The following is a 21,181-nucleotide window of genomic DNA, read 5'->3' as shown; positions in this document are numbered from 1 at the left end:
GCGGGGCGCTTCCGGTTGAAGGGAAACACGTCGTGCAGGGCGCCAGTTGGGCCGAGGGGCTCCGGTTCGGGTTCGGGACGCTGTCCGTGCTGCGGGTACGGGTGGAACGGTGGGACCGGGCGGCGGCGGCGCGGGCGATGACGGCGGCCCCGGTGGTGGGGCTGGTGCTCGGGGCGGCGGCGGCCGGGGCCGGGGCGCTGGTGGCGTGGCTGGCGGGCGGACTGCTCGGGGCGGTGGCGGCGGTGGGGGTGCTGGCCGCCCTCACCCGGGGACTGCACCTGGACGGCCTGGCGGACGTGGCCGACGGCCTGGGCAGCGGGAAACCGGCCGAGGACGCGCTGCGCATCATGAAGCAGTCCGACATCGGGCCGTTCGGCGTCCTGACCCTCGTGCTCGTGCTGCTGGCCCAGATCGCCGCGCTGGCCGGGCAGTTCGCCGAGTCGACGACGCGCGGGGCGCTCGCGGTGCTGGCCTCGGCGGTGGCCGCGCGGTGCGCGCTCGCCTGGGGCTGCCTGCGGTCGGTGCCGGCCGCCCGGCCGGGCGGCCTCGGCGCGATGGTGGCGGGCACCGTCCCGCCCGCCGGGGCGGTCGCGGGGACGGCCGCCGCGGCGCTCGCGCTGGCCGCACTCGGATCGTTTGACGGATCGTCATTTCTCCGCCTCCCGGCCGCCGTTGTGCTCGGCGCCGGCTGCGCCCAGCTGCTACTGCGGCGCTGCGTACGGCGGTTCGGCGGAATCACCGGGGACGTGCTCGGCGCGATGGCGGAGACCGCCGCGACCGGCGCACTGTTCGCCCTGGCGTTGCTCGGCTGACACCGGGCGGCGCGTGATCCCAGCATGCGGACTACCATGCGGGGAGCACCGCAGCCCTGCACCGTGGCAGGTCCTGCCCGCCCGGCGCGACCGAGGAGCCGGGGCCTCTGGTGTGCGTGGCCGCGACGCGCGGGTGCGCGCGCCAGGGGGCCCGGACCCGGGGCGCGTCGGGCGGACCGGCCTGCGACGCCGGGCTGCGCCGGTGCGGCAGCCTCGCCGCAACCGGCCGTGGACCGCGAAAGAACAGGACGCATTACGTGACTGCATTGTCTGTGAGCACCTCCTCCGCCGCCTCGCTGCGCGCGGACGCCCTGGTGGTCGGTGTCGCCAAGGGCCCCAAGGGCATCGTGCTGGCCCCCGGCGCCGAGGCCGTCAACGAGGCGTTCGAGGGCAAGCTGACCGAGGTCCTCAGCACCCTGGGCGCGACCGGCGCCGAGGGCGAGGCCGTCAAGGTGCCCTCCCCCGCCGGCCTGAAGGCCGCGCTCGTGCTCGCGGTCGGCCTCGGTGAGGCCGCCGAGGCCGGCTACCAGCTGGAGGCGCTGCGCCGCGCCGCTGGTGTCGCCGCCCGCACCCTGGCCGGCGCCAAGAAGGCCGCGCTGGCGCTGCCGACCGAGTCCGCGGACGAGGTCGAGGCGGTCGCACTGGGCGGTCTGCTCGGCGCGTACGCCTTCGGCACGTACAAGGGCGACGGCAACGGCAAGGAGCCGGTCGGCGAGCTGGTCGTGCTGGCCCCCCGCAAGGGCAGCAAGGACGCCAAGGCCGCCGTGGAGCGCGCCGCCGCGATCGGCGAGGAGATGAACCGGGCCCGTGACCTGGTCAACACCGCGCCGAACGACCTGAACCCGAAGAGCTTCGCCGCGATCGCCCAGGCGGCCGGCAAGGAGCACGGCCTCAAGGTCGAGGTGCTGGACGAGAAGGCGCTGGCCAAGGGCGGCTTCGGCGGCCTGCTGGGCGTCGGCAACGGCTCGACCAACCCGCCGCGGCTGGTGAAGGTGGTCTACACCCACCCGAAGGCGAAGGCCACGCTGGCGTTCGTCGGCAAGGGCATCACCTACGACTCGGGCGGCATCTCGCTGAAGCCGGCCGGCCACAACGAGACCATGAAGTGCGACATGGCCGGCGCCGCCGCCGTGTTCGCCGCCGTGGTGGCCGCCAAGCGCCTGGGCCTGGCCGTCAACGTGACCGGCTGGCTGGCGCTGGCCGAGAACATGCCGTCCGGCACCGCCACCCGCCCGGGCGACGTGCTGCGGATGTACGGCGGCAAGACCGTCGAGGTGCTGAACACCGACGCCGAGGGCCGCCTGGTGCTGGCCGACGCGATCGTGCGCGCCGGCGAGGAGAACCCGGACGTCATCGTCGACGTGGCGACCCTGACCGGCGCCATGGTGCTGGCCCTGGGCAACCGCACCTTCGGTGTGATGTCCAACAACGACGAGCTGCGCGACACCCTGCACACCGTCGCGGGCGAGGTGGGCGAGCAGTCCTGGCCGATGCCGCTGCCGGCCGAGCTGCGCAAGGGCATGACCGAGTCGACCATCGCCGACCTGGCCAACATGGGCGAGCGGATGGGCGGCGGCCTGGTGGCCGGCCTGTTCCTGAAGGAGTTCGTGGCCGAGGGCATCGACTGGGCGCACCTGGACATCGCCGGCCCGGCCTTCCACGAGAGCGCGCCGTTCGGTTACACGCCGAAGGGCGGCACCGCGAGCGCGGTGCGCACCCTGGTCCGTTACGCCGAGCAGACCGCGGCCAACGGCAAGGCCTGATCAGGCACCCTCCCCGACGGGGGCCCGGCGCGTGTGCGCCGGGCCCCCGTCGGCGTTCCGGCACCGGTTCGGTTACCTGCGGGTAGGCCGGGACGTCGCCTCGCACCTCTGTTCGCTGCGGGCGAAACTTTGTTCCACACTGCGGAAGAGCCGGCGTGACGGGGCCGCCCCGACGCCCATCCGGCGGCTGTCAACCCCGCGTTGAGCTGCGATGATGCCCTTCCGTCGGGGGTGTTCCCGCCCTGGTGACCACTCCGCGGGACACCCCTGGGGTGGACCCGGACATCAGCCACCGCGAACAAGTGCGAAGATGTATTTCCGGCACGACTGGGCGCCCCACAAAGGCTTCCGACCCACCGGACCGCGACCGGCCCGGCGACTCACCCCATTGCATGGAGGACGTGACGTGGCGAACGACGCCAGCACCGTTTTCGACGTAGTCATTCTCGGAGGCGGAAGCGGCGGTTACGCCGCGGCGCTCCGCGCCGCTCAGCTGGGCCTGAGCGTCGCCCTGGTCGAGAAGGGTGAGCTGGGCGGCACCTGCCTGCACCGCGGCTGCATCCCGACCAAGGCGCTGCTGCACGCCGCCGAGATCGCGGACGAGACGAAGGAGGCCGCCGAGTTCGGCGTGCTGGCCACCTTCCAGGGCATCGACATCAACGGCGTCCACAAGTACAAGGACGACGTCATCGCCGGCCTGTACAAGGGCCTGCAGGGCCTGGTCGCCTCCCGCAAGGTCACCTTCATCCAGGGCGAGGGCAAGCTCTCCTCGCAGACCTCGGTGGACGTCAACGGCCAGCGCATCGAGGGCCGCCACATCGTCCTGGCCACCGGTTCGGTGCCGCGCTCGATCCCGGGCCTGGAGATCGACGGCAACCGCGTGATCTCCTCCGACCACGCCCTCAAGCTCGACCGCATCCCGAAGTCGGCGATCATCCTCGGCGGCGGCGTGATCGGCGTCGAGTTCGCCTCGGTCTGGAAGTCCTTCGGCGTCGAGGTCACCATCGTCGAGGCGCTGCCGCACCTCGTCCCGCTGGAGGACGAGAACTCCTCCAAGCTGCTGGAGCGCGCGTTCCGCAAGCGCGGCATCAAGTTCGAGCTGAAGGCCCGCTTCTCCGGCGTCGAGTACACCGAGACCGGTGTCCGCGTCTCCACCGAGAACGGCAAGCAGATCGACGCCGACCTGCTGCTCGTCGCCATCGGCCGCGGCCCGGTCTCGGCCGGCCTCGGCTACGAGGAGAACGGCGTCGCGATGGACCGCGGCTACGTCCTGGTCGACGAGTACATGCGCACCAACGTGCCCACCATCTCGGCCGTCGGCGACCTCGCTCCGACCCTGCAGCTGGCCCACGTCGGCTTCGCCGAGGGCATCCTGGTCGCCGAGCGCCTGGCCGGCCTCAAGCCGGTGCCGATCGACTACGACGGCGTCCCGCGCGTGACCTACTCCAACCCCGAGGTGGCCTCCGTCGGCATCTCCGAGGCCAAGGCCGTCGAGCTGTACGGCAAGGAGAAGGTCGTCACCCTCAAGTACAACCTGGCCGGCAACGGCAAGAGCAAGATCCTGAAGACCGCCGGCGAGATCAAGCTCGTCCAGGTCAAGGACGGCGCCGTGGTCGGCGTCCACATGGTCGGCGCCCGCATGGGCGAGCAGGTCGGCGAAGCTCAGCTGATCTACAACTGGGAGGCCCTGCCGGCCGAGGTCGCGCAGCTCATCCACGCGCACCCGACCCAGTCCGAGGCCCTGGGCGAGGCGCACCTGGCGCTGGCCGGCAAGCCGCTGCACGCGCACGACTGATCACGCCCCCACCCCCCATTTCCAGTTCGCAAGACTTGATAGGAGTCGCTGAAACCATGGCGGTCTCAGTAACACTGCCCGCGCTGGGCGAGAGCGTTTCCGAGGGCACCGTCACCCGTTGGCTGAAGGCCGAGGGTGAGCGTGTCGAGGTCGACGAGCCGCTGCTCGAGGTGTCGACCGACAAGGTCGACACCGAGATCCCGGCGCCGGCCTCCGGCATCCTGGCCTCGATCAAGGTCGGCGAGGACGAGACCGTCGAGGTCGGTGCCGAGCTGGCGATCATCGACGACGGCTCCGGTGCCCCGGTCCCGGCCGCCGCCCCGGCCGCCGAGGCCGCGCCCGTCGCCGCCCCGGCCCCGGTCGTGGAGGCGCCCGCCGCCCCCGCCCCGGTCGCCGCGCCGGCTCCGGCCGCCGCTCCGGCCGCTCCGGCCGCTCCGGCCGGCGACGCCACCCCGGTCCTGCTGCCCGCGCTGGGTGAGTCGGTCTCCGAGGGCACCGTCACCCGCTGGCTGAAGGCCGAGGGTGAGACGGTCGAGGTCGACGAGCCGCTGCTCGAGGTCTCCACCGACAAGGTCGACACCGAGATCCCGTCGCCGGTCGCCGGTGTCGTGGTGAAGATCCTGGTCGGCGAGGACGAGACCGCCGAGGTCGGCGCCCAGCTCGCGCTGATCGGCGCCGCTGGTGCCGTCGCCGCCGCTCCGGCCCCGGTCGCCGCCCCGGCCCCGGTCGCGCCGGCCCCCGTTGCCCCGGCCGCCCCGGCCCCGGCTGCTCCGGCTCCGGTCGCCGCTGCCCCGGCCCCGGTGGCCGCTCCGGCCCCGGCTCCGGCCGCTCCGGCCCCGGTCGCGCCGGCCGCCCCGGTGGCCGACACCGGTGACGCCTACGTCACCCCGCTGGTGCGCAAGCTCGCCGCCGAGCACGGCGTCGCGCTGACCGCCGTCGCCGGCACCGGCGTCGGCGGCCGCATCCGCAAGCAGGACGTCATCGCCGCCGCGGAGGCCGCCAAGGCCGCTCCGGCCCCGGTCGCCGCCGCCGCTCCGGCCGCTGCGCCGAAGGCCGCCGCCGCGCCGTCCGCCCTGCGCGGCCAGACCGTCAAGATGACCCGCATGCGCAAGGTCATCGGCGACAACATGCTGAAGGCCCTGCACGAGCAGGCCCAGCTGACCAGCGTGGTCGAGGTGGACGTCACCAAGATCATGTCGCTGCGCGGCAAGGCCAAGGAGGGCTTCCTCGCCCGCGAGGGCGTCAAGCTGTCCCCGATGCCGTTCTTCGTCAAGGCCGCGGCCCAGGCGCTGAAGACCCACGCGGTCGTCAACGCCCGGATCAACGAGGCCGAGGGCACCGTCACCTACTTCGACACCGAGAACATCGGTATCGCGGTGGACTCCGAGAAGGGTCTGATGACCCCGGTCATCAAGGGTGCGGGCGACCTCAACATCGCCGGTATCTCGAAGAAGACCGCCGAGCTGGCCGCCAAGGTCCGCGACAGCAAGATCACCCCGGACGAGCTGTCCGGTGCGACCTTCACCATCAGCAACACCGGCTCGCGCGGTGCGCTGTTCGACACCGTGATCGTGCCGCCGAACCAGGTCGCCATCCTGGGCATCGGCGCCACCGTCAAGCGCCCGGTGGTCATCGAGGCCGACGGCGGCACCGCCATCGGCATCCGCGACATGACCTACCTGTCGCTCTCCTACGACCACCGCCTGGTGGACGGCGCCGACGCCGCCCGCTACCTGGTCGCGGTCAAGGAGATCCTGGAGGCCGGCGAGTTCGAGGTCGAGCTCGGCCTGTAAGGCACTTCGGCCGTTCCGGCCGTATTCGGCTGCACCCGAGCCCCGCGTCGTCCCCGGACGACGCGGGGCTCCGCCGTTGCCGCGGACGGCACAGGGCTCCGCCGCTGTCTGCGTCGAACATCACCAGCGTTTCGCCGGGCCATGGCATGCGCGGGGGCTGGCTAACGGGGATGCTTGAGCGGTGATGGACGAGACCGACTTCTGGCAGATGATCGACGAGACCTGGGAGGCCGCCGAGGGCGATCCGGACGAGCAGGCCGACCGCTTGGTGGAACGGTTGGTCCAGCTGACCCCGGACGACGTCATCGACTTCGCCCGGCTGTTCGAGGCCCGGTTCCAGCGGGCCTACCGCAACGACCTCTGGGGCGCCGCCTACCTGCTGCTGGACGGTGCCTCCGACGACACCTTCGACTACTTCCGCTGCTGGCTGATCGGCCAGGGCCGGGAGGTCTTCGAGGGCGCGCTGGTCGAGCCGGACGACCTGGCGGACCTGCTGCCGGAGTTCGACGAGGAGGAGGACGGCGAGGCCGAGGACCTCGGCTACGCCGCCGACGAGGCGTACGAGCAGCTGACCGGCCTGCCGCTGCCCGAGGTCGGCGGGCGGCAGCCCGGGCGGCCGGCCGGCGCGGCGCTGGACTTCGACGACCCGGACGTCATGGCGAAACGGTTTCCCAAGCTCTGGGAGCGCTACGGGGACTGACCGGGTCCGGCCGCGTCAGGTGGTGCTGCCGCTGCCTGACGTGCCGTCCTGCTTGACGCCCTTGAGGATCTGGTCCAGCACGGACGCGTCCGGCGCGCTCGGGTCGTCGTCCACGCCGCCCTCGAAGACCACGAAGCCGCCGCCCTTGGCCGGGACGGCGGCCAGCAGTATGTAGCCCTGGGTGCCGTCCGAGGTGCGGATGTGCCAGCGCACGGCGTAGCCGAACACCCCCGCGACGGTCGCGTAGCCGGAGCCGGAGTCGGTGTGCGAGCTGATCCCGGTGAAGATCTGGCCGGCGTACGCGGGCATCGCGGCCTCGGCGGCCGCCTTGGCGGTGGTGCCCTGGACGGTGTCCTTCTCGACCGAGAACTGGCCGCGGATGCAGGAGTTGCCGTCGGCGCAGGTGTAGCGGCCGGTGCCGAGGAAGACCGTCGAGTGCGCGGAGTTGGCCGCCGCGTCCCAGCCGTCGAACACCGGGATGGTGATCGCGTGCTGGGGATCCGGGGCGGTGCTCTTGAGGGCCGGCGCCGGCTTGGGCGTGGGCACCGTCGGCGTCGGGGCGGGCGTGCCCGCGGTCGGACTGGGGCTCGGGGCGGGGCCGACGCTCTGGGTGACGGTGACCGTCGGGTTCGGGGTCGGGTCCGCCTTCGGGGAGCCGCCGCTGAGCGCGATCCCGGCGATGATCCCGCCCACGGCCAGCACGCCGACCGCGATGGCGACGATCACCCCGGGCTTCATGCGGCCGGGCGCCGGCGGCTGCGGCGGGTAGCCCGGTGCCGGGTAGCCGTAGCCCGCGCCCTGGGCTGGGTAGCCGTCCTGGCCCGGGTAGCCGTACGCCGGGGCGGAGGCGCCGCCCGGGTAGCCGTAGCCGGGGGCGTCCTGCGGGCCGCCGTAGCCGTACCCGGGCTGCGGGGCCGTGGGCGGCCAGCCCTGGGTGGGGGCGTCGGCGAGCCGGCCGGCGCCGCCCTGGAGCGGGCGCACCTCGCTGGTCCAGGCGTTGCCGTCCCACCAGCGCTCGTGACCGGGGGTGCCGTCCGCACCGGGGACCGGGTACCACCCGGGAGGCGTCGAGTTGCTCACGGCCGTACGGTACCCGGCGGGGTGCTGGTCCAGACAGGGCGGGTCGGTCACGACTCTGCACCACCCGTCTCGGCTGATGATCCGTCAGGTTTGGTGGCAGGTACGGCCGGAGGACCGGTCGGGCCGACGGCCCGTCCGGAGGTCGGGTCGGTCGGGGAGCCGGGTCGGTCGGGCCGGTCAGTCCGCCAGGCGGCGGGCCATCCAGATGTCGTCCACGTAGGACCCGTCGATCAGGAACTCCTCGGCCAGCGAGCCCTCGACGACGAAGCCGCAGCTCTCGTAGAGCCTGCGGGCCGGGACGTTCCAGCCGAGCACTCGCAGGGTCAGCTTGCGCGCGCCCTCGGCCCGGGCCGCCGCGCAGGCGGCCCCGACCAGACTCCGGCCGACGCCCCGGCCGCGGACCTCGGCGTCGACGGCCAGGCCCTGGATCTGCCGGACGTGCCGGTTGCTGGCCAGCGGGGTCGCCGGGACCTGGCGGATGTAGCCGACGACGCGGCCGTCCAGGAGGGCGAGCAGGAACTGCTCCGGGGCGTGCCGCTCGTCGAAGACGCCGTCCTCCTCGGGCGGCTGCGGGGAGACGTCGGACAGCGGGGACCAGGCGGCGCGGTTGAGGACGGCGAGTTCGCCCTCGTCCTCGGGCCGAGCTGGTCGGATGATCAGATCGTCCTCGTGCATGCGCGCCATGCTAATGAGACGCCTGCAAACATGACAGGGAATTGAAAACTGCGAGGATGGGCGTATGCGCATCGCTGTCACAGGCTCCACGGGATTGATCGGTTCGGCCCTCGTCCGCTCCCTGCTGGCGGACGGCCACGAGGTGGTCCGGCTGGTCCGGCACCGCTCCAGGACGGGCCCGCAGCCCGACGGAAGTACCGCGATCGGCTGGAACCCGCTGCTCGGCCAGGTCGAGCGGGACGGGCTGGCCGGGGTCGAGGCGGTGGTGCACCTGGCCGGCGCCGGGGTCGGCGACCACCGCTGGACGGACTCCTACAAGCGGGAGATCCGGGAGAGCCGGGCGCTCGGCACCGAGACGCTGGCCGTCGCGCTGGCCGAGCTCAAGGAGCCGCCCCGGGTGCTGGTCAGCGCCTCCGCGGTCGGCTGGTACGGGCAGACCGGCGACCGGGTGATCGACGAGGACTCCCCCGCCGGCCGGGACTTCCTGGCCGAGGTCTGCGTGGAGTGGGAGGCGGCCGCGCGGCCGGCCGAGCGGGCCGGGATCCGGGTCGTCCACCCGCGCACCGGGATGGTGCTGTCCGCGGCCGGCGGGGCCGGCGCACGGCTGTTCCCGCTGTTCAAGCTGGGCCTGGGCGGACGGCTCGGCAGCGGGCGGCAGTACTGGAGCTTCATCTCGCTGGCCGACCAGGTCGCCGCGCTGCGGTTCCTGATCGACCGGGACGACCTCTCCGGCGCCGTCAACCTCACCGCGCCCGACCCGGTCACCAACGCCGAGCTGACCGCGGCGCTCGGGCGGGCGCTCGGGCGACCCACCCCGTTCCCGGTGCCGGAGGCGGTGCTCAAGGTGGTGCTCGGGGAACTCGCGGTCGAGGTGGTCGGCAGCCACCGGGTGGTGCCGCGGCGGCTGCTGGACGCGGGGTTCCGCTTCGCCCACCCGGACGTGGACTCGGCGGTGCGCGCGGCGCTGTGAGCGGGTGCGGGGTGGGCGGTGCCAACGGCGTGAGCCGTGCGCCGTGCGCTGTCGTGTGCGTGGCGGTGCGCGCGGGTCCGGGCGTGCCGTGCGGGTCCGGGTGTGCCGCGCGGCGATGTGAACAGTGCGTCGCGGCGCGCGCCGCGGTGCACGCGGGTCCGGGTGTGCCGCGCGACGGTGTGCGCGGGCGGCTTTGGACCGGGTTCGGACCGGGCTCGCCGACCGCTCCGGCGTACGGCGGCTACGGCATTCGCCCTGGCCAGGGGCATATGCCGGGCGGAGGTCGGACGGGGCTCCGGGAGGGGGCGCATGGGAGCACAGACCGGGCGCGTCGCACGCCCCCGGTGACCGTACGCGCCCGCCGACCCCAGAACCCGGCCCCAACGGCGCACTGTCCGTGACCGCGCCCCGGTCCGGTGCCGCACGCCCCCTCCCGACCCTTGGATCGGGTCCGATGCGCTTGTCTGATGGTCGTACTGACTGGGCATCACACCGTCGGACCGTGTCCCGGCACCCCGCTGCCTGCGTCGGCCGGAGCCCCGGGACCAGGGAGGGAGCACGCCAGTGCCCACATACGACTTCACCCGCCGCGCCCGCCGCCCGTCCGACCCGGACGTCGTCGTGATCGGCGCCGGACTCGCGGGCCTGGCCGCCGCCCGCACGCTCGCCGGCCACGGCCTCACCGTCCAGATCCTTGAGGCCACGGACCGGATCGGCGGCCGGATGGCCACCCGCGAACTGGACGGCTTCCGGCTCGACGACGGCAGCCACCTGCTGAACACCGCCTTCCCCGAGCTCCGCCGCGTACTCGACCTCGACCGCCTCGACCTGCGCCCGCTCGCTCCCGGCGTCCTCGTGCACAGCGGCGGCCGCCGCTACCGCACCGGGGACCCTCAACTCACCACCGCCCGGCAGGCCGCCACCCGCGCCCCGCTCGGCAGCCCGCTGGACAAGGCCCGGCTCGGCAGCTGGCTCGGCCGGCTCGCCGCCACCCCCGCCGGCCGGCTCCAGAACCGCCCGGAGACCACCACCGCCCGCGCGCTGACCGGCCACGGGCTCGCCCCGCGCACCCTCGACGGCTTCCTGCGGCCGCTGCTCGGCGCACTGCTCAGCGACCCGGCCCTCGGCACCAGCAGCCGGATCGCCGACCTGGTGCTGCGCTCCTACGCGCGCGGACGGCTCTGTCTGCCCGCCGACGGGATCGCGGCCGTACCGGCCCAACTGGCCGCCGCCCTGCCCGCCGGCATCGTGCGCACCGGGGTGCAGGTCACCTCGATCGCCGCCGACGGCGTGGAGACCGTCGGGCACGGGCGGATCGGCGCCCAGGCCGTCGTCGTCGCCACCGACGCCCGCTCCGCCGCCCAGTTGCTGCCCGGGCTGCGGCTGCCGGACTTCCACCCCGTCACGACCTTCTACCACGCGGCCGACCGCGCCCCGCTGAGCGAGGCCGTCCTGCTGCTCGACGGCGACCGGCCCGGCGGGCAGCCTCCGCTGGTCTCGCATTCGCTGGTGCTCAGCGAGCTGCACCCTTCCTACGCCCCGGCCGGGCAGGCGCTGGTCGCCACCACCGTGCTCGGGCGGCGCTCCTTCGACGCCGGCGGCCCGGCCGGGCTGGAACCGACGGTCCGGGCCCGGCTCGCCGAGCTGTACGGCGCCTCGACCACCGGCTGGCAGTTCCTGAACGTGCGGCACGTCCCGGACGCACTGCCCACGATGCCCCCGCCGCACAATCCCCGGCGCCCGGTGCGGGTGCTGGCCGGGCTGTACGTCGCCGGGGACCACCGGGACACCAGCACCGTGCAGGGCGCGCTGGTCTCCGGGCGGCGGGCGGCGCAGGCGGTGCTGCGCGACCTCGGCGTCCCGGCCACCGCACGGGAGGCCGAGGCGGCGGCCTGACCCGTTCGGACGCCCGGAGTGCTCGGGCGCTCCCGGACGGGCTGAGCCCGCAACGCGCCGGCGATCCTTCCTAGCCGGTGCCCGGAACACGCCGGCGGTCCTGACATGCTGCTCGGCGCCTTCACCGCCGGGACCATCTCCCGCCTGCTGCTCTCCGACATCCGCCAGGCCGAGGAGGAGGTGATCGAGGCCAAGCTGGAGAGCATCGGCTTCGGCTTCCTGGCGCCGGTGTTCTTCGTGGTCAGCGGAATGAACTTCGACCTGACCGCCCTGCTGGACGACCCCGGCACGCTGCTGCTCGTCCCGGTGTTCCTGCTGCTGCTCCTGGTGGTACGCGGACTGCCGGCCGGACTGCTCGCCCCGGCCGGGCTCGGCCGGCGGGACCGCGCGGCGCTCGGGCTGTACGGCGCGACGGCGCTGCCGCTGGTCGTGGTGATCACCACCATCGAAGTGGACGACGGGCACCTGCCGTCGTCGACGGCGGCCGCACTCGTGGGCGCGGGCATGCTCTCGGTGCTGGCGTTCCCGCTGGCGGCGCAGCGGGTACGCGGCGGCGTCCGGCCACCCGCGCCGGAGCCGGGACGGCCGCGCGTCCGGGCCGAGAGCTGGTGAGTCGCTCCCGGTCGCACTCCCCGGCCGCCAACGGGCGGCGGGGGAAAGCCCTTTCGAAGGCGTTCCGGCAGACGCTTCCCAGCGGCCCTTCCGAGCGGGCCTTCCGAGCGGGCCTTCCGACCGGGCCTTCCGACCGGGCCTTCCGACCGGCCCCTTCGACGCCGGCGCACCCCTCCGGCCCCGGGCGGTACGGGCTTCCGGGACCGCCGGCTCGTCCGACAGTCCCTGGATCACGAGTCCCTAGATCACGCCCGCCTGGCGGGCCGTCTCCTCGAAGGCGCGTGCCACCGGGCTGCCCCGGTAGGGGATCAGGCGGCGGTGGAAGTCCCGGACGTACTCCAGCGAGCGGGCCGAGCGCATCTCCCCCGCCGCCCGCAGCGCGTCGGTGGCCATGGTGCAGGCCTCGTCGAGGTCCCCCATGCCGAGCCGGGCGGTGGCCAGCACCAGCCGGCAGAAGATCCGGCTGCGCGCATAGGCGGGCGAGCGCAGCCTCAACGACTTCTCGGCGTGCTGCGCGGCGGTGCGCCACTGCTGCAGGTCCCGGTAGCAGTGGGCGAACTCGTCGGAGAGCTGCGCCTCGTCGAAGTACCGTGCCCAGGAGGGCAGTTCGTCACCCGCCCGGGCCGCGGCCAGCGACCGCTCGGAGCGTACCAGGGCGGTGGTGCAGGCCCGGACGTCGCCCAGCAGGCCGTGGCCGCGGGCCTCGGCGGCGTGCATCAGCGACTGGACCACCGGCGGCACCGCCGTGCCCACGCCCTGCTGGGCGACCCGGGCCAGCTGGACGGCCTCCCGGCCGTGGCCCAGGTGGACGGCCTGCTGGCTCATCGTCACCAGGACGTACCCGCCCAGCGCGCGGTCCCCGGCGGCCTGGGACAGGCGCAGCGCCTGGACGAAGTAGCGCTGGGCGAGGCCGTGTGCGGCGATGTCGAAGGACGTCCAGCCGGCCAGCCTGGTCAGGTCGGCGACCGCGCCGAACAGTGCCCGGCCGATCTGCTCGCCGTAGCGGCCGCGCAGCATCGGCTCGGCCTCGCTCTCCAGGTAGCGGACCAGCGCCTGCCGGGCGTGCCCGCCACCGTAGGCGTGGTCGAGCGCGCGGAAGAGGTCGCCGACGGCACGGATGGCGGCGATGTCGCCGCGGCCGACCCGCAGGGCCGGGCGTTGCTCGCGGGCCGGGTCGGTGTACGGCGGCTCGACGGCGGCGGGCGGGCGGCGGCTCTGGGTGGGGACCCGGCCGATGGGGGGCACGGCGGTACCGGCCGTGCCCACGGTGGGGCGCGTGCCGGGCGTGCCGGGAGCCGGGCCGCGCGCTGGGCTCACGGGGGGCGCGCCGGGCGTACCGACCGTTCCGGCCGCGGAGGGCACGGAGGGCGTGCCGGACGGGCCGTGCACGGGTGCGGACGCGGGCGGCGGGCCGGTGGCGGCGTCGGGGCGGGCCATCGTCGAGCCGTCCCGGGCGACGCGCTCGTCGGTGCGGCCGATCAGCCAGTCCCGGCTGGGGACGACCAGGCCGGCCGGGGTGAAGGCGATCCGGCGCAGTTCGGACTGCGGGCCGTTGTCCTTGCGCCACATGCTCGCCACGATGTCCACCGCCTCCTGCGGGGTCTCGGCGAACTCCAGCCCGGCGTACACCGGGGCGCAGGCGTCCAGGCCGAGGTCCTGGGCGGTGAGGCGGCGGCCGAGGCGGCGGGTGAAGACCTCGGCGATCAGCGCCGGGGTGGCGCCGCGGGGCTGCTGGCCGCGCAGCCAGCGGGTGACCGAGGTCTTGTCGTAGCGCAGGTCGAGACCGTGTTCCAGACCGAGCTGGTCGACCCGGCGGGCCAGGCCCGCGTGCGAGAAGCCGGCCTCCTCGATCAGCGCGGCGAGTTGGCCGTTCTGCGGGGCCGCTCCGGAGGGGCCGGAGTGCCCGGCATGGCCTGGGTGACCGCCCGTCGGCGCGGAGGCGGGGGCGGGCCTGGCGGGTTCGTGCCGGTCGGTTGTGGCCTGCGCGGGCAGCCGCAGTTCGTCGGCGGTCGGGGCGTCGGCGGTCAGGGCGTCGGGGGCGTCCGGCAGGGCCCGGCCGACCGGGCCTCGGTGCTGGCCGAGCGGGTCGAGCGGTCCGTACGCCGGGCTGTCGGTTGCAGGCCGTTGGGGCATGTCAGTCAACACCTCTCGGACGTCGCGCCGGGCTCTACCAGCACTTCGGCTGCCTGGGGCGGCGCCCCCTGTCGGGAATCGGCGTGAATGTAGCGAGCATTCGGGCGCTATGGGTGGATCTGACCGAGCAATCCTCCGAACGGGTGAAGCAATCGCGCCCATTGTGGGGAAGCGAGGCCAGGGCGGGTTTGGCCTTCCGCGGTCGAACCGTCGATCGACGGTCATGGCGACGGGCACCACAGCCCACCGGGATGCTGTAGCGGCCCGCCACATGGGAGCCAGGCCCCCGAATTCCTACCGTTCTCGGCCATGGACACCACTACAGACCGCCCGCTCGACGGCCGGACGGCCCTGGTCACCGGGGCCGCCTCGGGCATCGGCCGAGCCTGCGCCGAGGCCTTCGCCGGGGCCGGCGCCCGGGTCTACGTCGTCGATCTCGCGGCCGGCCCGGCCCGGGAGCTCGCGGAGCGGATCGGCGGCCGCGCCATCGTCGCGGACCTCGGCGACCCGGAGGCCGTGGAGACCCTGCCGGACGACGCCGACATCGTGGTCAACAACGCCGGTCTCCAACACGTCGCGCCCGTCCACGAGTTCCCGCCCGACCGCTTCACCCTCATCCAACGTGTCATGGTCGAGGCCCCGTTCCGCATCCTGCGCCGCACCCTCCCGCACATGTACGAGCAGGAGTGGGGGCGGGTGGTCAACATCTCCTCCGTCCACGGCCTGCGGGCCAGCGCCTTCAAGTCCGCCTACGTCACCGCCAAGCACGCCCTGGAAGGCCTCAGCAAGACCGTCGCCCTGGAGGGCGCCCCCTACGGCGTCACCAGCAACTGCATCAACCCCGGGTACGTCCGAACTCCCCTGGTGGAGCAGCAGATCGCCGCCCAGGCCCTGGCCCACGGCATCCGCGAGGACGAGGTCGTCGAACGGGTCATGCTCGACCGCACCGCCCTCAAGCGCCTCATCGAACCCGACGAGATCGCCCAACTCGCCCTCTGGCTCTGCTCCCCACCCGCCTCCTACATCACCGGCGCCAGCCTCCCCGTCGACGGCGGCTGGACGGCGCACTGAGACAGGAGGTGGAAAGCGAAGGAGAAGATCCACGGGCGGGAAACGTGTACGGGCCCCTCCGGGGAGGAGGCCCGCGCCCGCACGGGGAGCGCAGGCCCGGCCGTCTCGATCTCGATCGGCCCCGTCGTCGCTTCGGCATCGCCGAAGCGACGACGGGGCGACCGGTGCAAGGGTGGGGGCCGAGGTGGTTATGGAGTGGCAGGCCATATCAGCGCCGTTGACTATGTGGGTTGCCAACATGGGCCGCGCCTCCGGGACTTCTCTACCTTGTGGCGACATCGTCCCCGTCCCCCTCCCCCCTGGACCTGGAAGTGGTGACCATGAACGCCTCTGCACGTGGTTCGGCGGCGACCAGTTCACTCCCCCGAGTGGTGGCTGCGAGCCTGATCGGCACGACCATTGAGTGGTACGACTACTTCTTGTACGGAACAGCAGCCGCGTTGGTGTTCGGCAAGGTGTTCTTTCCGAACAGTGATCCGCTGACGGGGACGCTGCTGTCGTTCCTCACCTATGCGATCGGGTTCGCCGCACGGCCGGTCGGGGCGCTGGTGTTCGGGCACTTCGGGGACCGGGTGGGGCGGAAGAAGCTGCTCGTCGTCAGCCTGCTGCTGATGGGCGGGTCGACCACGCTGATCGGGGTGTTGCCCACCTACAGCTCCATCGGGGTGGCGGCGCCGGTGCTGCTGACGGTGCTGCGGCTGGTGCAGGGCTTCGCGCTGGGCGGGGAGTGGGGCGGGGCGGTGCTGCTGGTGTCGGAGCACGGAGACCAGCGGCGGCGGGGGTTCTGGGCGTCGTGGCCGCAGGGCGGGGCACCGGCCGGGAACCTGCTGGCGGCGGGGGTGCTGTCGCTGCTGACGGCGGTGCTGTCGGAGCAGCAGTTCCTGTCGTGGGGGTGGCGGGTGCCGTTCCTGCTGTCCGCGGTGCTGGTGGGGGTCGGGATGTGGATCCGGCTGGCGGTGGACGAGTCGCCGCTGTTCAAGCAGGCGCTGGCGGCGGCCGAGAAGCGCAAGGCGGCCCGGAAGGCAGCCGAACAGCCGCCGCTGGTGGCCGTGTTGCGGCACCACTGGCGGGAGGTGCTGGTGGCGATGGGCGCCCGGATGGCGGAGAACATCTCGTACTACGTGATGACCACCTTTGTGCTGACCTACGCCGTCACCCACGCGCACTTCTCGAAGCAGACCGCGCTGAACGCGGTGCTGATCGCCTCGGCGATCCAGTTCGCGCTGATCCCGCTGTTCGGCGCACTGTCGGACCGGGTCGGGCGCAAGCCGGTGTACCTGGTCGGCGCGGTCGGGGTGGGCGCCTGGGCGTTCGTCTTCTTCGGGCTGGTGGACACCAGGTCGTTCGGGTCGCTGCTGGTCGCGGTGACGATCGGGCTGGTGTTCCACAGCGCGATGTACGCACCGCAGGCCGCGTTCTTCTCCGAACTGTTCGCGACCCGGATGCGGTACTCGGGCGCCTCGATCGGGGCCCAGTTCGCCTCGGTGGCGGCCGGCGCGCCGGCGCCGCTGATCGCGACCGCGCTGCTCAAGGACTACGGCAGCGCCACCCCGATCTCGGTGTACGTCGCGATCGCGGCGGCGATCACCGTACTGGCGGTGCTCTGCGGGCGGGAGACCAGGGGCCAGGACCTCGCGGAGGTCGAGCCCGAGGCGGCGGCCGGGGCGGAGGCGGAGGCCGCCACCGTGGCCGGAAAGCCCGCCACGGCCTGACGGCCGAGCCGCTACGATCGCGCTTCCGCCGGACACGACGCCGATTGGCGGCACGCACCATGAACCACCCTCACGAAAGCTCCGCGCCCGCGCTGCGGCGGCTGCTCGACCTGCTCGCCTCCGGCGCCGCCACCGAGGACTTCGCCGACGTGCTGGCCGACGCCCGCCGCCGTGGGGCGCCGGCCGCCGTCCTCGCCGAGATCGACGACGCCACCTGGCAGGCCCTCCGGGTACATCGCACGCTGCGCCAACACCGGCGCCGGGAGGCGGAGTTGACGGCCCTGTTCGACACCGCCGGGGACCTCGCCGCCTCCCGGGAGCTGGACACCGTGCTGCAGGCGATCGTCCGCCGCGCCCGAATGCTGCTCGGCACCGACACCGCGTACCTGACCCTGCCGGACGTGGCCGCGGGCGACACCTACATGCGGGTCACCGACGGCTCGGTGTCCGTCCTGTTCCAGACCCTGCGGCTCAGCCTCGGCGACGGGCTGGGCGGCCTGGTCGCGCAGACCGCCCGCCCGTACGCCACCCCCGACTACCGCACCGACGAGCGGTTCCACCACACCGGCACGATCGACGCGGGCGTGCTCGACGAGGGCCTGGTGGCGATCATCGGGGTGCCGCTGCTGCTCGGCGGCGAGGTCATCGGGGTGCTGTTCGCAGCCGACCGCTCGCCGCGCGCCTTCTCCCCCGACGAGGTCGCGCTGCTGTGCACGCTGGCCGCGCACGCCGCGATCGCCCTGGACACCGCCAAGGCACTGGCCGACACCCGGGCCGCGCTCGCCGAGCTGAACAGCGCCAACGAGCTGGTCCGCGCCCACTCCGCCGCCGTCCAGCGCGCCGAGCAGGCGCACGACCGGCTCACCGACCTGGTCCTGCGCGGCGCCGAGGTGCCGGACGTCGCCGCCGCCGTCGCGGCCCTGCTGGGCGGTGGGATAGCCGTTCTCGACGCCGAGGGCGAGCCACTGGCCGGGAGGTCCGCGCCCGCCGCCGAACTGGCGGAGGCGGTCGCCGCGTCCCGGGCCGAGGGGCGATCCGTCCGGCACGGCGAGTTGTGGGTGTGCGCGGTCCTGGCCGGGCACGACGCGCTCGGCACCATGGTGCTGCGCGGACGGCCCGACCTCGACGACGCGGACCGGCGGCTGTTCGAGCGGGCCAGCGTGGTGACCGCGCTGCTCCTGCTGCTGCGCCGCTCGGTGGCCGAGACCGAGAACAGGGTCCGCGGCGAACTGCTCACCGACCTGCTAACCGCCCCCGACCGCGACCCGGCCGGGCTCACCGCACGCGGCCGCCGGCTCGGCGTCGACCTCGCCCGCCCGCACCTGGTCCTGGTCGCGGAACCGGCCGAACCCGTGGGGTCCCCCGGCGCGGACCGCGGCCGGCTGGCCGGGGCGGCCCGCCGGTACCTGTTCGGCTCCCGGGGCGTCGGCGCCGAGCACGGCGACGCGGTGGTGCTGCTGGTGCCGGAGGCCGGCGACCCCGAGGAGGCCGCCCGGCAGGCCGCCGAGCGGCTGGCCCGGCTGGCCGGCTTCCCGGTCACCGTGGGCGCCGGCCGCCCGGCCGCCGGCCCGCCCGCACTGGCCGCCTCGTACGCCGAGGGCCTGCGCTGCGTACGGGCGCTGCGGGTGCTCGGCCGCGCCGGGGAGGGCGCCTCGGCCCGGGCGCTGGGCTTCCTCGGGGTGCTGCTCGGCGACGGTCACGACGTGGACGGCTTCGTCGGCGCGGCGCTCGGCCCGCTGCTCGCCTACGACGCCCGGCGCGGCACCGAACTGGTCCGCACCCTGCGCGCCTACTTCGACTGCGGCGGCAGCCTCACCCGCGCCAAGGACGAACTGCACGTCCACGTGAACACCGTGGTCCAGCGGCTGGACCGGGTCGAGGCGCTGCTCGGCCCGGACTGGAACCACCCCGAGCGCTCGCTCGAACTCCAGCTGGCACTGCGGCTGCAGCTGCTCTCGGGTGGCTGAGCGGCCGTCCCTCGGGCGGCCTCGGGTAGCCCCAGGCAACCTCGGGCGGCCCCCGGTAGACCCCGGCGGTCTCGGGCGGCTGGCCGGTCCGTACGGGCGTGGGCGTACAGTGGCGAGGTTGGTCTCGAACGCCTGGCAAGGAGCGGCAGCGGTGAGCGAGAACGTCGATTTCGTTCGAATGGGGATAGGCGAGGGCGCCATCGCCTACCAGGAGGCCTGGGAGGAGCAGCAGCGCCTGCACGCGCTGCGGGTCGCGGACGAGATCCCCGACACCGTGCTGCTGCTGGAGCACCAGCCCGTCTACACGATGGGCAAGCGCACCAACCCCGCCGACCTGCCGCTGGACGGCACCCCGGTGGTCGAGGTCAACCGGGGCGGGGAGATCACCTGGCACGGCCCCGGCCAGCTGGTCGGCTACCCGATCGTCAAGCTGCCCGACCCGATCGACGTGGTCGCGTACGTCCGCCGGCTGGAGGAAGCGCTGATCCGCGCCTGCACCGAGTTCGGCGTCGGGACCACCCGGGTCGAGGGCCGCAGTGGCGTGTGGGTGCTGGGCGAGTCCATCCCGGACGCCGTGGTGGACCCGGCGCAGGTGGTGGACATCGGCAGGCTGACCCTGCGCATGGGCCTGCCGCTGGGCATCGACCCGCGGCTGGCCGGCCCCGAGTACGCACCGTCCAACGCCGGCCAGCGCGGCGACGACCGCAAGCTCGCCGCGATCGGCGTGCGGGTCGCCCGCGGGGTGACCATGCACGGCTTCGCGCTCAACTGCGACCCGGACATGACCTGGTTCGACCGGATCGTGCCGTGCGGCATCCGGGACGCGGGCGTCGCCTCGCTCGCCGGCGAGCTGGGGCGCGGCTTCACCGTCGGCGAGGCGCTGCCGGTGGTCGAGCGGCACCTGGCGGACGTGTTCGCGGAGCTGCCGGAGCCGGCACTCACCCGCTGAGGACCGTACCGCCCGGCACACCCCGGACGCTCCCGGCGCCCTCGGCACCCTCGGCACCACCCGGGAATCTACCGGCCAGTAGCTCTGTTGCCCTGCGATTGCGGGGCAACAGGCGCCGCGAAGGCCGTACAACCACAGGCGTACCCTGGGGGTACCCCGTCTAGTTCTAGGAGTCGCACGTGTCCGCTGTCGCGCCCGACGGCAGGAAGCTGCTCCGCCTGGAGGTCCGCAACAGCGAGACCCCCATCGAGCGGAAGCCCGAGTGGATCAAGACCCGCGCGAAGATGGGCCCGGAGTACAACGCCCTCCAGTCGCTGGTGAAGAAGGAGGGGCTGCACACCGTCTGCCAGGAGGCCGGCTGCCCCAACATCTTCGAGTGCTGGGAGGACCGCGAGGCGACCTTCCTCATCGGCGGTGACCAGTGCACCCGCCGCTGCGACTTCTGCCAGATCGACACCGGCAAGCCCGCCGAGTTCGACCGGGACGAGCCGCGCCGGGTCGCCGAGTCCATCGTCACGATGGACCTCAACTACGCCACCATCACCGGCGTCGCCCGCGACGACCTGCCGGACGGCGGCGCCTGGCTGTACGCCGAGACCGTGCGCCAGGTGCACGCGATGACCGCCGACCGCGCGAGCGGCCGCACCGGCGTCGAGCTGCTGATCCCCGACTTCAACGCGGTGCCCGAGCAGCTGGCCGAGGTCTTCTCCTCCCGCCCCGAGGTGCTCGCGCACAACGTCGAGACGGTGCCGCGGATCTTCAAGCGGATCCGCCCGGCATTCCGCTACGAGCGCTCGCTGGACGTCATCACCCAGGCCCGCGCGGCCGGGCTGGTGACCAAGTCCAATCTGATCCTGGGCATGGGCGAGACCCGCGAGGAGGTCAGCCAGGCGCTCGCCGACCTGGTCGGCGCCGGCTGCGAGCTCATCACCATCACCCAGTACCTGCGCCCCTCGCTGCGCCACCACCCGGTGGAGCGCTGGGTCAAGCCGCACGAGTTCGTCGAGCTCCAGCAGGAGGCCGAGGAGCTGGGCTTCGCCGGGGTCATGTCGGGCCCGCTGGTGCGCTCCTCCTACCGGGCCGGCCGGCTGTACCGGCAGGCGCTGGAGCGGCGCGAGCAGGCCGCGGTCTGAGCCGGCGCCTTGAGCCGCCGCTCTTGAGCCTGCGCCCTTGAGTCGCCGCTCTCGATCCGGCGCTTTTGAGCCAGCCGCATCGAGCGAAGGGCGGAGCCTCGGCTCCGCCCTTTCGGTTTC

The 21,181-nt window shown here is 73.9% G+C and carries 16 protein-coding genes; 13 read left to right on the top strand and 3 right to left on the bottom strand.

Annotated elements, in window-relative coordinates; all coding sequences use genetic code 11:
- The first annotated feature begins 32 nt into the window (after nt 1-32).
- From ACIO5E_RS01885 to ACIO5E_RS01865, 5 genes are all read left to right on the top strand, one after another.
- Nucleotides 33-812: an adenosylcobinamide-GDP ribazoletransferase gene (locus ACIO5E_RS01885; RefSeq protein ID WP_400662392.1), complete on the top strand. Its 780-nt coding sequence runs from the start codon at nt 33-35 to the stop codon at nt 810-812.
- Nucleotides 813-1,069: 257 nt separating this feature from the next.
- On the top strand, nt 1,070-2,575 hold the full coding sequence (locus tag ACIO5E_RS01880) for a leucyl aminopeptidase (RefSeq protein WP_400662389.1): 1,506 nt from the start codon (nt 1,070-1,072) through the stop codon (nt 2,573-2,575).
- 406 nt (nt 2,576-2,981) lie between these two features.
- Complete coding sequence (lpdA, locus tag ACIO5E_RS01875) at nt 2,982-4,370, top strand: dihydrolipoyl dehydrogenase (RefSeq protein WP_280674629.1); 1,389 nt, start codon at nt 2,982-2,984, stop codon at nt 4,368-4,370.
- A 56-nt stretch (nt 4,371-4,426) separates the two neighbouring features.
- Complete coding sequence (sucB, locus tag ACIO5E_RS01870; protein ID WP_400662386.1) at nt 4,427-6,163, top strand: 2-oxoglutarate dehydrogenase, E2 component, dihydrolipoamide succinyltransferase; 1,737 nt, start codon at nt 4,427-4,429, stop codon at nt 6,161-6,163.
- Nucleotides 6,164-6,347: 184 nt separating this feature from the next.
- Complete coding sequence (locus ACIO5E_RS01865; RefSeq protein ID WP_280674832.1) at nt 6,348-6,863, top strand: DUF4240 domain-containing protein; 516 nt, start codon at nt 6,348-6,350, stop codon at nt 6,861-6,863.
- Nucleotides 6,864-6,878: 15 nt separating this feature from the next.
- Here the strand turns inward: ACIO5E_RS01865 and ACIO5E_RS01860 are convergent, their stop codons facing one another.
- Together ACIO5E_RS01860 and ACIO5E_RS01855 are read right to left on the bottom strand one after the other, a co-directional pair.
- Complete coding sequence (locus tag ACIO5E_RS01860) at nt 6,879-7,943, bottom strand: DUF2510 domain-containing protein (RefSeq protein WP_400662383.1); 1,065 nt, start codon at nt 7,941-7,943, stop codon at nt 6,879-6,881.
- A 177-nt stretch (nt 7,944-8,120) separates the two neighbouring features.
- Nucleotides 8,121-8,618 carry a GNAT family N-acetyltransferase gene (locus ACIO5E_RS01855; protein WP_400662380.1) on the bottom strand — a complete coding sequence of 166 codons (498 nt, stop codon included), beginning with the start codon at nt 8,616-8,618 and terminating at the stop codon, nt 8,121-8,123.
- Nucleotides 8,619-8,682: 64 nt separating this feature from the next.
- Here ACIO5E_RS01855 and ACIO5E_RS01850 point away from each other — a divergent pair, with 64 nt between their 5' ends.
- The 3 genes from ACIO5E_RS01850 (at nt 8,683) to ACIO5E_RS01840 (ending at nt 12,096) form a co-directional block, all read left to right on the top strand.
- Complete coding sequence (locus ACIO5E_RS01850; protein ID WP_400662377.1) at nt 8,683-9,588, top strand: TIGR01777 family oxidoreductase; 906 nt, start codon at nt 8,683-8,685, stop codon at nt 9,586-9,588.
- A gap of 564 nt (nt 9,589-10,152) precedes the next feature.
- Nucleotides 10,153-11,484, top strand: coding sequence for an NAD(P)/FAD-dependent oxidoreductase (locus tag ACIO5E_RS01845; protein ID WP_400662374.1), 1,332 nt, complete (start codon nt 10,153-10,155; stop codon nt 11,482-11,484).
- Between the two features lie 105 nt (nt 11,485-11,589).
- Nucleotides 11,590-12,096, top strand: a complete 507-nt coding sequence (locus ACIO5E_RS01840; protein ID WP_400662371.1) for a cation:proton antiporter — start codon at nt 11,590-11,592, stop codon at nt 12,094-12,096.
- Between the two features lie 240 nt (nt 12,097-12,336).
- On the opposite strand, the gene ACIO5E_RS01835 is transcribed toward ACIO5E_RS01840, so the two are convergent.
- On the bottom strand, nt 12,337-14,229 hold the full coding sequence (locus ACIO5E_RS01835) for a regulator (protein ID WP_400662368.1): 1,893 nt from the start codon (nt 14,227-14,229) through the stop codon (nt 12,337-12,339).
- Nucleotides 14,230-14,538: 309 nt separating this feature from the next.
- Between ACIO5E_RS01835 and ACIO5E_RS01830 the strand changes: the two genes are divergently transcribed.
- The 5 genes from ACIO5E_RS01830 (at nt 14,539) to lipA (ending at nt 21,061) form a co-directional block, all read left to right on the top strand.
- The gene (locus tag ACIO5E_RS01830; RefSeq protein WP_400662365.1) at nt 14,539-15,300 is read left to right on the top strand and encodes a 3-hydroxybutyrate dehydrogenase; all 762 of its coding nucleotides are present in this window, start codon (nt 14,539-14,541) and stop codon (nt 15,298-15,300) included.
- A gap of 320 nt (nt 15,301-15,620) precedes the next feature.
- Entirely contained in the window at nt 15,621-17,012 is a 1,392-nt protein-coding gene (locus ACIO5E_RS01825; protein ID WP_400662362.1) for an MFS transporter, read from the top strand.
- 59 nt (nt 17,013-17,071) lie between these two features.
- Nucleotides 17,072-18,979: a helix-turn-helix domain-containing protein gene (locus ACIO5E_RS01820; RefSeq protein WP_400662359.1), complete on the top strand. Its 1,908-nt coding sequence runs from the start codon at nt 17,072-17,074 to the stop codon at nt 18,977-18,979.
- Between the two features lie 178 nt (nt 18,980-19,157).
- The gene (gene lipB, locus ACIO5E_RS01815; protein WP_400663394.1) at nt 19,158-19,928 is read left to right on the top strand and encodes a lipoyl(octanoyl) transferase LipB; all 771 of its coding nucleotides are present in this window, start codon (nt 19,158-19,160) and stop codon (nt 19,926-19,928) included.
- Nucleotides 19,929-20,107: 179 nt separating this feature from the next.
- Nucleotides 20,108-21,061, top strand: coding sequence for a lipoyl synthase (gene lipA, locus ACIO5E_RS01810; protein WP_280674647.1), 954 nt, complete (start codon nt 20,108-20,110; stop codon nt 21,059-21,061).
- The last annotated feature ends 120 nt before the right edge of the window (nt 21,062-21,181 follow it).

This window comes from Kitasatospora sp. NPDC087314, assembly GCF_044744365.1.
Taxonomy (GTDB): Bacteria; Actinomycetota; Actinomycetes; order Streptomycetales; family Streptomycetaceae; genus Kitasatospora.
This window is presented reverse-complemented; position numbering and strand designations above follow the sequence as displayed.

Excerpts from the sequence above, each read along its gene's own strand:
- sucB (WP_400662386.1), top strand. The coding sequence starts at position 4,427 with ATGGCGGTCTCAGTAACACTGCCCGCGCTGGGCGAGAGCGTTTCCGAG.
- ACIO5E_RS01865 (WP_280674832.1), top strand. The coding sequence starts at position 6,348 with ATGGACGAGACCGACTTCTGGCAGATGATCGACGAGACCTGGGAGGCC.
- ACIO5E_RS01855 (WP_400662380.1), bottom strand. The coding sequence starts at position 8,618 with ATGCACGAGGACGATCTGATCATCCGACCAGCTCGGCCCGAGGACGAG.
- ACIO5E_RS01850 (WP_400662377.1), top strand. The coding sequence starts at position 8,683 with ATGCGCATCGCTGTCACAGGCTCCACGGGATTGATCGGTTCGGCCCTC.
- ACIO5E_RS01840 (WP_400662371.1), top strand. The coding sequence starts at position 11,590 with ATGCTGCTCGGCGCCTTCACCGCCGGGACCATCTCCCGCCTGCTGCTC.
- ACIO5E_RS01835 (WP_400662368.1), bottom strand. The coding sequence starts at position 14,229 with ATGCCCCAACGGCCTGCAACCGACAGCCCGGCGTACGGACCGCTCGAC.
- ACIO5E_RS01830 (WP_400662365.1), top strand. The coding sequence starts at position 14,539 with ATGGACACCACTACAGACCGCCCGCTCGACGGCCGGACGGCCCTGGTC.
- ACIO5E_RS01825 (WP_400662362.1), top strand. The coding sequence starts at position 15,621 with ATGAACGCCTCTGCACGTGGTTCGGCGGCGACCAGTTCACTCCCCCGA.
- ACIO5E_RS01820 (WP_400662359.1), top strand. The coding sequence starts at position 17,072 with ATGAACCACCCTCACGAAAGCTCCGCGCCCGCGCTGCGGCGGCTGCTC.
- lipB (WP_400663394.1), top strand. The coding sequence starts at position 19,158 with ATGGGGATAGGCGAGGGCGCCATCGCCTACCAGGAGGCCTGGGAGGAG.